This is a genomic window from Streptomyces sp. CA-181903 (genome assembly GCF_050937075.1).
Classification (GTDB): Bacteria; Actinomycetota; Actinomycetes; order Streptomycetales; family Streptomycetaceae; genus Streptomyces.
Genome location: NZ_JBNJLY010000001.1, coordinates 3372813 through 3386377 on the forward strand (window position 1 = coordinate 3372813; position 13565 = coordinate 3386377).

16 protein-coding genes are annotated in these 13565 nt (G+C 70.9%); 8 read left to right on the plus strand and 8 right to left on the minus strand.

Features of this window, described 5'->3' with window-relative positions:
* The first annotated feature begins 199 nt into the window (after positions 1-199).
* Entirely contained in the window at positions 200-2887 is a 2688-nt protein-coding gene (locus ACQEVS_RS15020; RefSeq protein WP_433020540.1) for an AAA family ATPase, read from the plus strand.
* Positions 2888-2980: 93 nt separating this feature from the next.
* Here ACQEVS_RS15020 and tuf read toward each other — a convergent pair whose 3' ends face one another.
* From tuf to ACQEVS_RS15045, 5 genes are all read right to left on the minus strand, one after another.
* Positions 2981-4174: an elongation factor Tu gene (gene tuf / locus ACQEVS_RS15025; RefSeq protein WP_185943959.1), complete on the minus strand. Its 1194-nt coding sequence runs from the start codon at positions 4172-4174 to the stop codon at positions 2981-2983.
* A gap of 198 nt (positions 4175-4372) precedes the next feature.
* On the minus strand, positions 4373-6496 hold the full coding sequence (gene fusA, locus ACQEVS_RS15030) for an elongation factor G (protein WP_185943958.1): 2124 nt from the start codon (positions 6494-6496) through the stop codon (positions 4373-4375).
* Between the two features lie 38 nt (positions 6497-6534).
* Positions 6535-7005, minus strand: a complete 471-nt coding sequence (gene rpsG, locus ACQEVS_RS15035) for a 30S ribosomal protein S7 (protein WP_004950419.1) — start codon at positions 7003-7005, stop codon at positions 6535-6537.
* A 2-nt stretch (positions 7006-7007) separates the two neighbouring features.
* The gene (rpsL, locus tag ACQEVS_RS15040) at positions 7008-7379 is read right to left on the minus strand and encodes a 30S ribosomal protein S12 (protein WP_003948652.1); all 372 of its coding nucleotides are present in this window, start codon (positions 7377-7379) and stop codon (positions 7008-7010) included.
* A gap of 360 nt (positions 7380-7739) precedes the next feature.
* Positions 7740-8210, minus strand: a complete 471-nt coding sequence (locus tag ACQEVS_RS15045; RefSeq protein ID WP_433020546.1) for a helix-turn-helix domain-containing protein — start codon at positions 8208-8210, stop codon at positions 7740-7742.
* Between the two features lie 308 nt (positions 8211-8518).
* Between ACQEVS_RS15045 and ACQEVS_RS15050 the strand changes: the two genes are divergently transcribed.
* Both ACQEVS_RS15050 and ACQEVS_RS15055 read left to right on the plus strand, forming a co-directional pair.
* Entirely contained in the window at positions 8519-9142 is a 624-nt protein-coding gene (locus ACQEVS_RS15050; protein WP_433020549.1) for a hypothetical protein, read from the plus strand.
* On the plus strand, positions 9142-9366 hold the full coding sequence (locus tag ACQEVS_RS15055) for a hypothetical protein (protein ID WP_433020552.1): 225 nt from the start codon (positions 9142-9144) through the stop codon (positions 9364-9366). Before ACQEVS_RS15050 ends, ACQEVS_RS15055 begins: the two co-directional genes overlap by 1 nt.
* 119 nt (positions 9367-9485) lie before the next feature.
* Here ACQEVS_RS15055 and ACQEVS_RS15060 read toward each other — a convergent pair whose 3' ends face one another.
* Positions 9486-9746, minus strand: coding sequence for a hypothetical protein (locus ACQEVS_RS15060; RefSeq protein WP_433020555.1), 261 nt, complete (start codon positions 9744-9746; stop codon positions 9486-9488).
* Positions 9747-10020: 274 nt separating this feature from the next.
* On the opposite strand from ACQEVS_RS15060, the gene ACQEVS_RS15065 reads away from it, so the two are divergent.
* The gene (locus ACQEVS_RS15065; RefSeq protein ID WP_433020558.1) at positions 10021-10698 is read left to right on the plus strand and encodes a hypothetical protein; all 678 of its coding nucleotides are present in this window, start codon (positions 10021-10023) and stop codon (positions 10696-10698) included.
* On the opposite strand, the gene ACQEVS_RS15070 is transcribed toward ACQEVS_RS15065, so the two are convergent.
* Together ACQEVS_RS15070 and ACQEVS_RS15075 are read right to left on the minus strand one after the other, a co-directional pair.
* Positions 10679-10888: a DUF397 domain-containing protein gene (locus ACQEVS_RS15070; protein ID WP_433020561.1), complete on the minus strand. Its 210-nt coding sequence runs from the start codon at positions 10886-10888 to the stop codon at positions 10679-10681. The genes ACQEVS_RS15065 and ACQEVS_RS15070 overlap by 20 nt on opposite strands.
* Complete coding sequence (locus ACQEVS_RS15075) at positions 10872-11720, minus strand: helix-turn-helix domain-containing protein (protein ID WP_433020564.1); 849 nt, start codon at positions 11718-11720, stop codon at positions 10872-10874. The genes ACQEVS_RS15070 and ACQEVS_RS15075 overlap by 17 nt, the downstream gene beginning before the upstream one ends.
* Before the next feature lie 115 nt (positions 11721-11835).
* Here ACQEVS_RS15075 and ACQEVS_RS15080 point away from each other — a divergent pair, with 115 nt between their 5' ends.
* The 4 genes from ACQEVS_RS15080 to ACQEVS_RS15095 all read left to right on the plus strand — a co-directional run bounded on the left by ACQEVS_RS15080 (position 11836) and on the right by ACQEVS_RS15095 (position 13542).
* Positions 11836-12033, plus strand: a complete 198-nt coding sequence (locus ACQEVS_RS15080) for a hypothetical protein (protein WP_433020567.1) — start codon at positions 11836-11838, stop codon at positions 12031-12033.
* Complete coding sequence (locus ACQEVS_RS15085) at positions 12030-12320, plus strand: DUF6255 family natural product biosynthesis protein (protein WP_433020570.1); 291 nt, start codon at positions 12030-12032, stop codon at positions 12318-12320. The genes ACQEVS_RS15080 and ACQEVS_RS15085 overlap by 4 nt, the downstream gene beginning before the upstream one ends.
* A complete protein-coding gene (locus tag ACQEVS_RS15090; protein WP_433020573.1) occupies positions 12317-12904 on the plus strand; it encodes a hypothetical protein in 588 nt (195 codons plus the stop codon). Before ACQEVS_RS15085 ends, ACQEVS_RS15090 begins: the two co-directional genes overlap by 4 nt.
* 233 nt (positions 12905-13137) lie before the next feature.
* Positions 13138-13542: a hypothetical protein gene (locus ACQEVS_RS15095; RefSeq protein WP_433020576.1), complete on the plus strand. Its 405-nt coding sequence runs from the start codon at positions 13138-13140 to the stop codon at positions 13540-13542.
* Positions 13543-13565: the final 23 nt, after the last annotated feature.

Here is a 13565-nt window from a genome sequence, read left to right on the forward strand (position 1 = left end):
CGCACCGCCACCCACCCCCGCCCCCTCCAGCCCGTCCGGCGCTTGAGGACAACCGCGCGAAGCGCGGTTGCGGGGGGGCGCGGGGGCACCCCGCAAGAAACGGAGAAAGGGCGGGACAGGGGCACACCCCCACCCACCTTGCTATCGTGCTGCCCCCGCCGTACCGGAGGCCGCCTCACCGGGGGAAGGGCGCACCCACATGCTCGTCGACCGCGAAGCCGAACTCGCCACCCTCTCCGCGGCCCTGGCGGAAAGCGCCCGCGGCACCGGCGCCTTCGCGGTCGTCCACGGCGCGACGGCCCTGGGCAAATCGGAACTCCTCCACGCCCTCCGCGCCCGGGCCACGGAACACGGCTTCACGGTCCGCACCGCGCTGGGCAGCCCCACCGAACAGCCCTTCCCCTACGCACTGGTGGACCAGCTGCTGCCCGAACTGGGGCTCCCGCCAGAGGAGTTGACGCCGGGCGGTGCGACGGACGCCGTCCCCCCGCACCTCCTCCGCCGCGCCTACCAGGCGACCCTCACCCTCGCGGCGGACCGCCCCCTCCTCCTCTGCGTCGACGACCTCCACTACGCGGACCACGCCTCCCAGCAGTGCCTCCTCTACCTCGTCCGAAGGCTGCGCACGGCCCGCGCCGCCCTCGTCGTCACCGAGGCACCGCACGGAACGGCCCACCGCACCCTGTTGGGCGAACTCCAGTACCAGCCACGAACACGCCACCTGTTCCTCACCCCGCTCACCGCCCGCGGGATCACCCGCCTCCTCACCCACCACCTCGGCGAGCCCGCCGCGGCCCGCCTGACCGCGCACTTCCACCGCCTGACCGGCGGCAACCCGCTCCTCCTCCGCGCCCTGCTGGACGACGCGGCCGCCGCGCCGGACACGGTCCCCCTGCCCGGCGCGGCGTACCGGAGCGCGGTGCTGGCCTGCGCCCACCGCAGCGGTGCCGACGCCCTGGCCGTGGCCCGCGCCTCGGCCGTCCTCGACACCACGAACACCCCACACCCCGAGACCGCCCCCCTCAAGAACCCCGAGAACACCGAGAACCCCGAGAACACCGAGAACACCGAGAACACCGGCACCCTCAACACCCCCGACGCCACCCTCCTCGCATCCACCGCGGCCCTCACCCCCCACGCCGTCCCCCAGGCCCTGGACGCCCTCACCACCTCGGCCCTCTACGACGCCCACCGCCGCCCCCGCCACCCCGCCGTGGCCGAAGCCCTCCTCGCCGACCCCGACCTCTCCTCCGCCGCCCACACCGCCCTGCGCGCCCGCGCGGCCCGCGCGCTGCACGCCCAGGGCGCCCCGGCCGTCGCCGTGGCCGCGCAGCTGATGGCGGGCGCCCCGCTGGGCGAGAGCTGGGAGGCGCCGGCGCTCCGCGCGGCGGCCGAGGAGCACCTGGCGGCCGGCGACACCGCCCTCGCCGGCCGCTGCCTCCGCTGCGCCGTGCTCCGCGCGGACGACTCCCCCCAGGGTCTGGCGGACCGCCTGGCCACCGTGGCCGTCGCCTGGCGGCTCGACCCGCCGGGCGTGATCACCCAGCTCAGGGCACTCACGGGCCACGCCCGTACCGGCCTCCTGCCGCCCCGCGCGACCCTGCACCTCATCCAGGCCCTGCTGTGGCACGGCCGCGAGGAGGACGCGATCACGGCTGCCGAGACGCTGCCGGCCGAGGACGCGGACCCCCGCTACGCCACCGAGCTGGCCGTCACCCGCCTCCGCCTGACCCATACCTATCCCGGCACGCTCCCCTGGATGCCGGAGGTCCTCCGGCGCCCCACCCCCGAGCCCGCCCCCGACGGCCGGCCGGAACCCGTGGAGGTGGCGGCGGCTCGCACCCTCCACATCGCGCTGACCGGCGCCGGCCCCGACACCGTGGCCGCGGCCGCGGAACGCGTCCTGCGCTCCCCCGGCGTCATCGACCACCGCCCGGACGCCGTGGTCGTCGCCGTGCAGTCGCTGGTGCACATCGATCGTCTCGACTCCGCGGACGCCTGGTCCGAACGGTTCCTGGCCCCCCGCCCCGGCTTCCCGGCCCCGCCTCCCGTCCGGCAGGCCCTGCTGCACCAGACCAGGTCGTTCGTCCTCCTGCGCCGGGGCGAACTGACCGCCGCGTGCGAGCACGGCGTCCGCGCCCTGGAGCTGATGCCCGAGGCGGGCTGGGGCACGGCCCTCGCCTTCCCCCTGGCCGTCCTCGCGGAGGCGCACACCGCGCTGGGCGAGCACGACCGGGCCGCCGAGCTGCTGAACCGGCCGCTCCCCGAGGCGACCCACCGGACGATCTTCACCATCCACCACCAGTACGCCCGCGGCCTCCACCACCTCGCGCTCGACCGCCCGCGCGACGCCCTGGCCTGCTTCGTCTCCTGCGGTGAGACCCTGCGCTCCTGGGGTCTCGACACCCCGTCGCTCGCGCCCTGGCGGACCGGCGCCGCCGAGGCGTGGCTGGCCCTGGGCCGCCCGGAGCGGGCCGTCCGCCTGCTGGACGACCGGCAGGCCGCTCCCGTCCACCGGCGCCCCCGCCCCCGCGCCGGCGCGCTGCGCGTCCTGGCCGCCACCGAGCCGCCGGAGCGCCGCGCGGCGACGCTCACGCGCGCCCTGGAGCTCTACCGCGTCTGCGGCGACCGGCACGGCATCGCCCGTACCCTCGCGGATCTCGACACCGCGACGGAGCGACGTCCCGCCCCGGCCGCGGGCGTCGTCCTCACCACCGCCGAGCACCGGGTGGCCGTCCTGGCGGCGCGGGGCCTGTCCAACCGCGAGGTGGCGGCCGAGCTGTCGATCGCGGTGAGCACGGTCGAGCAGCACCTCACCCGCGTCTACCGCAAGTACCGCATCAGACACCGCCGCGACCTGAGCACCCGCCTGTCCGCCGGCGCCTGAAAACCCCCGTACACAAAGCGAGCGGGCCCGCACATCCGAAGATGTGCGGGCCCGCTCAGACCTGAAAGGTCTCAGACCGGCAAGTAAGAGGACTTACTTGTTGATCTTGGTGACCTGGCCGGCGCCGACGGTGCGGCCGCCCTCACGGATGGTGAAGCGCAGGCCCTCCTCCATCGCGACGGGCTGGATCAGGGAGACGGACATCTCGGCGTTGTCGCCGGGCATGACCATCTCCGTGCCCTCCTTGAGGGTCACGACACCGGTCACGTCAGTCGTACGGAAGTAGAACTGCGGACGGTAGTTGTTGAAGAACGGGGTGTGACGGCCACCCTCGTCCTTCGACAGGATGTAGGCCGTGGCCTCGAACTCGGTGTGCGGGGTGACCGAACCCGGCTTGATGATGCACTGGCCGCGCTCGACGTCCTCGCGCTTGATGCCACGGAGGAGCAGACCGACGTTCTCACCGGCCTGGCCCTCGTCGAGCAGCTTGCGGAACATCTCGATACCGGTGACCGTGGTGGTGGTCTTCTCGGTCTTGATGCCGATGATGTCGACGGTCTCGTTGACCTTCAGGACACCACGCTCGATACGACCGGTGACGACGGTGCCACGACCGGTGATCGTGAAGACGTCCTCGATCGGCATCAGGAACGGCTTGTCGACGTCACGCTCGGGCTGCGGGATGTTCTCGTCGACGGCGTTCATGAGGTTCATGACCGACTGGCCCCACTCGGCGTCGCCCTCGAGCGCCTTCAGCGCCGAGACCTTGACGACCGGAGCGTCGTCGCCCGGGAACTCGTACTCGTTGAGGAGCTCACGGACCTCGAGCTCGACGAGCTCCAGGATCTCCTCGTCGTCCACCATGTCGGCCTTGTTCAGGGCGACGACGATGTACGGAACGCCGGACTGGCGGGCCAGGAGCACGTGCTCCTTGGTCTGCGGCATCGGACCGTCGGTCGCGGCGACCACGAGGATCGCGCCGTCCATCTGGGCGGCACCGGTGATCATGTTCTTGATGTAGTCCGCGTGACCCGGGCAGTCGACGTGGGCGTAGTGACGCGACTCGGTCTGGTACTCGACGTGCGCGATGGAGATGGTGATACCGCGCTGCCGCTCCTCAGGCGCCTTGTCGATCTGGTCGAACGGCGTGAAGGGGTTCAGCTCCGGGTGCGCGTCGTGCAGCACCTTGGTGATCGCCGCGGTAAGAGTGGTCTTACCGTGGTCGACGTGACCGATGGTGCCGATGTTGACGTGCGGCTTAGTCCGCTCGAACTTCGCCTTCGCCACTGGGGTCCTCCTGGGAGTGGTTCTGTACGCCTTACGTTACGGCGCCAGGGATCTTTGCTGGGGTGCCGTCCGGCGGGGCACCCGCCGCGCACCGGGAGGTGGCCGGTAGGACCGGGTTCCTCACGATTCGCGGCGGTATGCCCCGACGGTCGGTGTCAAGCCTAAGGCGTCAGCCCCGTCTGTGGAGACGGGAGCCGGTTACTCGCCCTTGGCCTTCGCGATGATCTCCTCGGCGACGTTCCGGGGAACCTCGGCGTAGGAGTCGAACTGCATCGAGTAGCTTGCGCGACCCGACGTCTTGCTGCGGAGGTCTCCGACGTAGCCGAACATCTCCGACAGCGGGACCAGGCCCTTGACGAGCTTGGCGCCGTGACGGTCCTCCATGGCCTGGATCTGGCCACGGCGGGAGTTGATGTCGCCGATCACATCGCCCATGTAGTCCTCGGGGGTGGTGACCTCGACGGACATCATCGGCTCGAGCAGAGCCGGCGACGCCTTGCGGGCACCCTCCTTGAACGCCATGGAACCGGCGATCTTGAAGGCGAGCTCGGAGGAGTCGACGTCGTGGTAGGCACCGTCGAGCAGCGTCACCTTGACGCCGGTCAGCGGGTAGCCGGCCAGCACGCCGAACTCCATGGCCTCCTGGCAGCCCGCGTCCACCGACGGGATGTACTCCCGCGGGATACGGCCACCGGTGACCTTGTTCTCGAATTCGTAGCCGTCGCCCTCAAGAGGCTCGATCGCGATCTGGACCTTCGCGAACTGACCGGAACCACCGGTCTGCTTCTTGTGGGTGTAGTCGATGCGCTCGACGGCCTTGCGGATCGTCTCGCGGTACGCGACCTGCGGCTTGCCGACGTTGGCCTCGACCTTGAACTCACGCTTCATACGGTCGACCAGCACGTCGAGGTGCAGCTCGCCCATACCCGCGATGATGGTCTGGCCCGTCTCCTCGTCCGTGTGGACCTGGAAGGACGGGTCCTCCTCGGCCAGGCGCTGGATGGCGACACCCAGCTTCTCCTGGTCGCCCTTGGACTTGGGCTCGATCGCGACCTGGATGACCGGCGCCGGGAAGTCCATGGACTCCAGGATCACCGGGTTCGCGGCGTCGCAGAGGGTCTCACCGGTGGTGGTCTGCTTCAGACCCATGACGGCGACGATGTCGCCGGCACCCACCGACTCGATCTCCTCACGCTTGTTCGCGTGCATCCGGTAGATCTTGCCGATGCGCTCCTTCTTGCCCTTGACGGAGTTCTGCACCTGGGTGCCCGCCGTCATGCGGCCCGAGTAAACCCGGACGAAGGTGAGCTTGCCGAGGTGCGGGTCGCTCATGATCTTGAACGCGAGGCCCGCGAACGGCTCGTCGTCGGAGGGCTTGCGCTTGACGACCTCGTCGGGGTCGTTGACGGCGTGGCCCTCGACGGCCTCGATGTCCAGCGGCGACGGCAGGTAACGGACCACGGCGTCGAGCAGGGGCTGAACGCCCTTGTTCTTGAACGCGGTACCGCAGAACACCGGGGTGACGGTGACGGAGTCGCCGCCGCCACGCGACGCGAGGGTGATGCGGCGGATGGCCGCCATCAGCTGCTCCTGGGTGGGCTCGGTGCCCTCCAGGAACAGCTCCATCATCTCTTCGTCGTTCTCGGCGACGCCCTCGAGGAGCTTGCCGCGCCATTCCTCGGCAGCCTCGATGTGGGTGTCCGGGATGTCGACGACGTCGTACATCTCGCCCTTGGCGGCCTCGGCGGACCAGACCAGCGCCTTCATCTGGACGAGGTCGACCACGCCCTTGAAGTCGGCCTCGGCACCGATCGGCAGCTGCATGACCAGCGGAACCGCGCCCAGGCGGTCGACGATCATGTCGACGCAGCGGTGGAACTCGGCACCCGTGCGGTCGAGCTTGTTGACGAAGCAGATACGCGGCACGCCGTAGCGGTCCGCCTGACGCCAAACGGTCTCGGACTGCGGCTCAACACCGGCGACGCCGTCGAACACCGTCACGGCACCGTCGAGGACGCGCAGCGAGCGCTCCACCTCGACCGTGAAGTCGACGTGGCCCGGGGTGTCGATGATGTTGATGGTGTGGTCAACGTTGTCCAGCGGCCAGTGGCAGGTCGTCGCGGCAGACGTGATCGTGATGCCGCGCTCCTGCTCCTGCTCCATCCAGTCCATCGTGGCAGCGCCATCGTGGACTTCACCGATCTTGTACGAGACACCGGTGTAGAACAGGATCCGCTCGGTGGTGGTCGTCTTGCCCGCGTCGATGTGGGCCATGATCCCGATGTTGCGGACCTTGGCCAGGTCAAGCGAAGTGGTGGCCATATGGCTCAGTCTTCTCTCGGTTCTCGATGGGGTAGCGACTACCAGCGGTAGTGCGCGAAGGCCTTGTTGGACTCGGCCATCTTGTGCGTGTCCTCACGCTTCTTGACCGAGGCGCCGAGACCGTTCGAAGCGTCCAGCAGCTCGTTCATGAGGCGCTCGGTCATGGTCTTCTCGCGACGGGCGCGGGAGTAACCGACCAGCCAGCGCAGCGCCAGGGTGGAGGCGCGGCCCGGACGGACCTCGACCGGCACCTGGTAGGTGGCGCCACCGACACGGCGGGACTTGACCTCGAGGGCGGGCTTGACGTTCTCAAGCGCGCGCTTCAGCGTGATGACCGGGTCGTTGCCGGTCTTCTCGCGGAGACCCTCCATGGCGCCGTACACGATGCGCTCGGCGGTGGAGCGCTTGCCGTGCAGCAGGATCTTGTTGATCAGGGACGTGACCAGAGGAGAGCCGTAGACCGGGTCGATGATGACCGGGCGCTTCGGGGCGGGGCCCTTACGAGGCATTCTTACTTCTCCTTCTTGGCGCCGTAGCGGCTGCGAGCCTGCTTGCGGTTCTTGACGCCCTGGGTGTCGAGCGAGCCACGGATGATCTTGTAGCGAACGCCCGGCAGGTCCTTCACACGGCCGCCGCGCACGAGCACGATGGAGTGCTCCTGCAGGTTGTGGCCCTCACCCGGAATGTAAGCGGTGACCTCGATGCCGCTGGTCAGACGCACACGCGCGACCTTACGCAGGGCCGAGTTCGGCTTCTTCGGGGTGGTCGTGAAAACACGCGTGCAGACGCCACGACGCTGGGGCGAACCCTCGAGTGCGGGCGTCTTGTTCTTCTCGACCTTGTCCTGCCGGCCCTTTCGGACCAGCTGCTGGATCGTAGGCACCGTTTCTCCGGTTTCTGTGTGCCGATCACGATAAAACTAACCTGGGACTACCCCCGACCCACGCGGTCGGGTGTGTCGAGGGCTGCACACCCCCGCCGACGGGCGGTTCGGCGCAGATTTCGGTGTCTTTGAACCGTTCGGGACCACGGAGGACCGTTCAGGACCTGGCCTCTTGCGCGGTTCGAAGGCACGCACAAGAGCCCAGGGACACCCCAGGCACAAGGTCAGAGCGTACCTACCGCATGGGCTGCGGTCAAAACAAATGCACACGCGGAGGACGTACCGATGTGCGTTGTATGTCCAGTATGAACGAAGGTCCGGCGCCACCGGCGGGCGGGGGCCGGGGAACCGGGGAGAGGATCAGCTCCGCCCGGACGCCCCCGTGCCGCGCCGCCCACGCCCGCCCACGGCCGCCGCTCCGCTGACCGCCAGGATCATCTCCGTCATCTCCACGAACTGCCGGCGGTGACTGCCGGGGATCCCGAGCAACACGGCGGCCTCCTCCGGGGTCACCCGCCCGCGCCCGCCGGCGGCCGGCTCCTCACCGCCGGAGCCCGGTAGCGGCAGCTCCGCCTCGGAGGCCCGGCCGGACCGGATGAGCATGTCGCGCAGGCCGACGCCGAGCACCCGGGCCAGACCGCGCATGGTCTCCAGGTCGGGCATGCTCTGCCGTTGCAACAGCCGGGTGACCGCGGCCCGGTGCACCCCGGCATCCTCGGCGAGCCGCGTCCGGCCGCCCCCACGCGGGCTGTCGATGTCGTACCCGCGCTCCCGCATCAGGTCCTCGACCCAGGCCGCGAACCGTTCGATCTCCGTACCCCTGTTGGTCATTCCTCACACTCCCTCCGCGCTCCCGACCCTACCGGTCGTTCGCGCACGCAAGGACAGGGTCCGCAAGACGTCTCAAACTTTGGCGAACAACGTGCGCAGGCAACGCGAAGAAGATGTGTGTTGCGCGCTCGCACGCACGATCGGTACGGTGGCGTCGTCGCGAACGAACGCCCCAGAGCTGCGGTCCGGCCCCGGGGTCTCGTCTTTCCTCTTTCTCCTCACCGCTCAATCGCGCCCGCCCCGCCCTCCGCACCCGCACTTCGTCCCCCTCACCCGCACCTCGCACCTCCCACCCCGCAGGAGCAGCCATGACCGACAGCCCCAGTCGCCCCCGAAGCGCCGCTGTATGGCTGGGCGTTCTCCGCCGCCAGTTCCCCGAGCTGGGCAAGGAGCTCGCCCCGAGCCGCGGTGCCGCGCTCTCCCCCACCGGCCGCCGTACCCGCTCGGCCCCCGGCGCGGCCGTTCGCCTCTTCGTCTCCGACACCATCCGCGACATCACCGACGGGGTGATCGAGCTGGAGGAGGCGGTCTGCGAGCGGCTGCGGCTGCCGCGCCCGCCGCGCGGCACGGTGGACCAGCGGCTCGTCCGGATCACCGCCCTGCTGGACCGGGCCGCCGCCGACCCCGTACTCGACGAGCACATCCGGAGCGAGGCGCGCCGGATGGCCGGGCGCTGCTCGGCCGCGCTCGGCGAGGCGGACCCGCCGGTCCGGGTCGAGGGCCGCTGCCGGCACTGCGGCTCGGTGTCCCTGCGCGTCTTCCCCCAGCGCGAGGCCGTCCTGTGCGTCAACCCGGGCTGCCGCTGCTCCGACCCGGCCTGCGCCTGCCGGACGGACGCCTCCCACCGGCACCGGTGGACGCGGGCGGAGTGGCTGCACGCGACGGCCGACCGGGCGGACGGGACGGCGGCCGGAACGGAGGAGAACGCCTGATGACGCACCGGATCCCGACCGTGCCCACGAGCACCGCCCTCATCACCACCGCCATGGCCGCGCGCGAGGCGGGGGTGAGCCAGGACGCGGTACGGAAGTGGGTCCAGCTCGGCCATCTCACGCCGGCGGCCCGGCAGGGCCGCGCCAACCTCTTCCGCCTGGAGGACGTCTTCGCCGCCGAACGGGCCACCCGGCGCGCCCACACCCTCCGCCCGCCGGTCTGACGCCGGGGCGGCGATGGGACGGCGACGGCATCACGGACCGGCCCGCGACGGCATCGCGGAGGCGCCCCGCCGACCTCGGCGGGGCGCCTCCGCGCGTGACGCGCGAGCCGCCCCCTGACTCAGTCCTCTGCCTGGTGGATCCGGAACACCCGGGCGCCGTCGGCCCCTTCCTCCACCTCCATCGCCCGCACCGCTTCCTGCCAGCCGCTGACGAACCCGTCCCGCTCGGCGTCGTCCACCGCCCGGGCCGCGACCTTGCCGACCACGGCGGTCAGCGCCTGGGCCACCTCGTCGGTGAACGCGCCCGCGTGCCCGGACTCCGCCGCCACCTCGACGGTGGCCGCCACGACATCGACGAGCCGGTCGCTGTGCGCGCTCACCGGATGATTCCCCCACGCATCACGAACCGCTCGCTCATGCCACCCCAGGTGCTGTCCGTCCCGTTATTGGCCCCGTCCCCCGTGCCACACCTCCGCTCGCTCCCGCCGCTGCCGCGCCGGAACGCCAAACGTGCGTGCGATTGCCCATAACCTAACCCGAGACACTGACAGACCGTCCTGACAGACCAACAGCGTGCGACGGCGCCCTCGCGGGCGCGCCTCTCGGAGGGCCGGGCAGCGGGGGTCCGCCGAGGGTGGGGAGGGGGAGCCTGACGTGTGGGGACGGAAGCGACGACTGGCGGAGGCGGAGCGGCGCCTCGCCGACGCGATGGAGGCCGCGGCCGAGGCCCATCGACGCCTGGCGGCGCCGGCCGACCGCATCGACGGCCTCTACCGCGCGATCCAGGGAACCTGCGGTCACGGGGACGGCATACCGACGAGTTCCACGCGGGAGGCGCTCGCCGACGTTCCGGGGACGCTGGAGAGCTGCCGGCACGTGCTCGCCTCGTACGCGGAGATCCGCGGCGAGTGGACGCACACGGAGGTCCCCGACCCGGACGACGCCGACCGCGCCGCCGACCTCTTCACCTCCTGGGCCGAGCAGACCGACGAAGCCGCGGCCCAGTTGGAGGAGCTCCTCGCCGCCCTGACGGAGGTCCGGGCGAACCTGGACGAACTCCGCATCGCCCTCCCGCCCGTACGCGCCCGCGCCCACGCGGCGGTGACGGCGGCCCGCGACGACCTCCTCTGGGCGAGGAGCCCGCTCCCCGGCCGGTTCGCCCTGGAGGCCCGGCTCAACGCGCTCGGCGACCGGCTGCGGGAGCTGGACGCGGGCCGCGTCGAGCTCGTCGGGGACGGGGACGAGGTCACGGACTGGTACCGCGAGGTGGAACGGAGCGCGGCAGAGATCCGCGACACCCTGTCACGTCCGCTCAGCCCCGGAGATCACTGAGGAAGGCGGCCCAGGCGGGGGCGGGTATGAGGAGCGCCGGTCCGTGGGGGCGCTTGGAGTCGCGGACGGGGACAACACCGGGGATGTTGTCAGCGACTTCGACGCAGTCGGGAGCCCCCTGGCCGTTGCCTCCGCCGCTGTGCCTGCTCTTCCGCCAGCCCGCAGAACTCAGGTCAAGGTTGCTCTTCATCCGTGTACCTTTCCGCCACCGACTCGATGAGGTCCAGGGAAGCACGTGGCGAGAGGGCAGCGGCCCTGACAAGGTCGTAAGCCAACTTGCAGCGGGCGACCTGATCGGGTTCGTCCAGGATGCTCCCGCTCTGAACGCCTTCCGTATACGCCACGGGCGGAGCGTCCGCAAAGTCCATCAGCTTGAGCAAAGCATCCACCGGCGGTGCGCCGGCTCCGTACGGCAGCACCTGCACGACCATACGACGGCAACGTGCAAGCGAGGCCACTCGCAGCAACTGCTCACTCATCACCATCGGCCCGCCGACCGGCCGGCGGAGGACGCTCTCGTCGAGCACCGACCACAACATGGGCTTTGTTGGATGCCCCAGGAGGCCCTGCCTGCCCAGCCGAGCACCGACCCAGTTCTCGAGCTCCTTGTCAGTTGCGAAGGGATAGCCGGCCAAAAAGACGGCACGAGCGTAGGCAGCCGTCTGAAAGAGGCCCGGCACAAACGTCGGAGCGTAGCTCCGGATGACCGTCGCCTCCGCCTCCAGGCACAACACCCCCTCAAACCAGTCGGCGTTCGGTGACCCCTCGATCAGCTCGTCGTACACACGCTTGAAGTAGCCACCCGTCTTCAGCACCTCGTCGATCCGCTCGGCGATGGCCGGCTGGGGCCTGCGGATGCCCTTCTCGAACTGCCCGATATACGAGCCGGAGCAGAACACCAGGCCGCCCAGGGCCTCCTGCGACAGGCCGGCAGCCTCACGATGGATCTTCAGCTCGTTTCCGAAGAATCCCCAGCCGAACCGGGGATTGCTGGGCTTCGTTGACCCACCAGCCTTGGCCATGACTTAACTCCGTTTCCCGACAAGGGCGTTGTAGCGGCGGCACCCCTTCCGAGCCTAGTGAGGGCCCTCCACCCTGGAAGCCGCATCGGTATGGACAACTCGAAGGGAACCCCCCATGACGTACCGCGAAGGCGCCTACGTGGTGGACACACGCAGCGCGAAACTCGCACAGGTCATGGCCCAGGCGGGCCGCCGCGTCTACGTCAGACCGCCCCGCGGCGGTCGGGAGTGGGAGGCGCCGGCGGAGGTGCTGCGCCTGGCGACGCGGGACGAGCAGGCCGCGGCGGGGCTGGCGGCGCGGAGGCCGCGGTGAGCGCGGGCGGGGTCCGGACGGTGACGGGCCGGCTCGTACGGAACTGCGCGCACCGCGAGGGCTGGGCTACGGCGCCGGGCGGGATCCGCCGCTGCGTCGAGTGCGGCGTGGAGCGGTACGGCGCGTACGGACCGCTGCGACTGCCGGAGGAGCGGAACCCGCTGACGGCGAAGACGGGCGCCGAGCGGGCGGCCGCGGCGGCGACGGTGATCGCGGCACTGGGAACCCGCTTCCTGGAGGAGCGCGCCCGCCTCCTCCGACGCCGCCGGCAGGCGGTGGCCGCATGAGCGCCGTCGCGCACACCATCACCTACGCGGACGTGTCGGCCGTCCGCCCCGGCGCGATACTCGTCGCGCCATGGCGGACGCCGTTCAGCGAGCAGCAGGCGTTCGTCACTCTGACCGTCGCGCCGGACGGCAGGAGCGCGGAGGGCCGCTTCTCCCTGCCGGCGCGCCGCTCGGAACCCCCGCGGGCGGAACACGCGCCGACCGTGGACGTCACCACCCTCGGGGACATCTCCTCGACCCGCCTCTCGGAGGCGGAGTTCGGCGCGGCGACATTCGCCCTTGGCGTCAGGCTGCGGGGGATCCGTCAACAGGCGGACGCCAGACGCCGCTACGGCAGAGCGGTCTGGCTCCGGGGCCTCGCCGACGCCCCGTCCTGGGCGTGCGCCCTCTTCCGGGCCGAGCCGGGTCTGACGACGCTCGTCTGGCAGGGCGGCCCGCGCCGCCTCTGGGACGAGGCGGAGGCGGCGTACGACTGGTGGGTGGCGCAGGGCGCGCCCGCGCCCGCCCGCTTCGGGCTGACGGTGGACGGCGCGGGCGGACGGATCTGGCTGGACGAGCCGGAGAACGTCGTCAGACACCTGTAACGCGCGGGCTCGAAACTAATTGTTGCGCGTTCGCGCGAAGTCGTTCACAATAGATGCAGCGGCGGAGCTGTGCCCGGACCCCGGGCCACGGCATCCGCCGCTTCGCGTTGAGCGGGCGGGCGGGTCGGTGCACGGTTCCGCCCGGCCATTCCTCCCTCCCTCCGCACGGCACGCGGCGCCCGTTCGCGCCGTCCGTCCGCTCGACGCGCCCCACGGAAAGGAGCACCCATGTAATGGAAGCCCCGATCTCGTTCCCCGATGTGGAACGCCTCATCGTCGACCACCTCAGGTTCCGTTCGGAGCTGGCGGGGGTGGTCGTGGACAACCGACCGCCGGCCGCGTTCGACGGGACGCAGAAGGCGGTGCTGGTCTCGCGGACCGGCGGCGCCTGGGTGGACGACCTCCATCTCGACCAGCCGCTGGTGGAGTTGGAGGTGTACGGCCCGGACAAGACGGCGGCGCACACGCTGTCCCTGCTGGTCCGCACCGCGCTGCTGCAACTGCGCGGGACGGCCTACGGGACGGCGGTGGTGACGGACGTCGTCGAGACGGAGGCGGTGCGCTGGTTCCCGGACTACAACCGGCCGGGCGCGAACCGCTACCGGACGACGGTGTGGCTGTCGCTCCGTCCCGCCTGAGACTCACCTCTGCTTCGCAAGGC

What these genes read in the sequence shown, in the direction of transcription:
- ACQEVS_RS15095 (WP_433020576.1), top strand. Translation starts at nt 13,138, where the DNA reads ATGGAAGCCCCGATCTCGTTCCCCGATGTGGAACGCCTCATCGTCGAC.
- ACQEVS_RS15055 (WP_433020552.1), top strand. Translation starts at nt 9,142, where the DNA reads ATGACGCACCGGATCCCGACCGTGCCCACGAGCACCGCCCTCATCACC.
- fusA (WP_185943958.1), bottom strand. Translation starts at nt 6,496, where the DNA reads ATGGCCACCACTTCGCTTGACCTGGCCAAGGTCCGCAACATCGGGATC.
- ACQEVS_RS15050 (WP_433020549.1), top strand. Translation starts at nt 8,519, where the DNA reads ATGACCGACAGCCCCAGTCGCCCCCGAAGCGCCGCTGTATGGCTGGGC.
- ACQEVS_RS15020 (WP_433020540.1), top strand. Translation starts at nt 200, where the DNA reads ATGCTCGTCGACCGCGAAGCCGAACTCGCCACCCTCTCCGCGGCCCTG.
- ACQEVS_RS15080 (WP_433020567.1), top strand. Translation starts at nt 11,836, where the DNA reads ATGACGTACCGCGAAGGCGCCTACGTGGTGGACACACGCAGCGCGAAA.
- ACQEVS_RS15075 (WP_433020564.1), bottom strand. Translation starts at nt 11,720, where the DNA reads ATGGCCAAGGCTGGTGGGTCAACGAAGCCCAGCAATCCCCGGTTCGGC.
- ACQEVS_RS15090 (WP_433020573.1), top strand. Translation starts at nt 12,317, where the DNA reads ATGAGCGCCGTCGCGCACACCATCACCTACGCGGACGTGTCGGCCGTC.
- rpsG (WP_004950419.1), bottom strand. Translation starts at nt 7,005, where the DNA reads ATGCCTCGTAAGGGCCCCGCCCCGAAGCGCCCGGTCATCATCGACCCG.
- ACQEVS_RS15070 (WP_433020561.1), bottom strand. Translation starts at nt 10,888, where the DNA reads ATGAAGAGCAACCTTGACCTGAGTTCTGCGGGCTGGCGGAAGAGCAGG.
- ACQEVS_RS15045 (WP_433020546.1), bottom strand. Translation starts at nt 8,210, where the DNA reads ATGACCAACAGGGGTACGGAGATCGAACGGTTCGCGGCCTGGGTCGAG.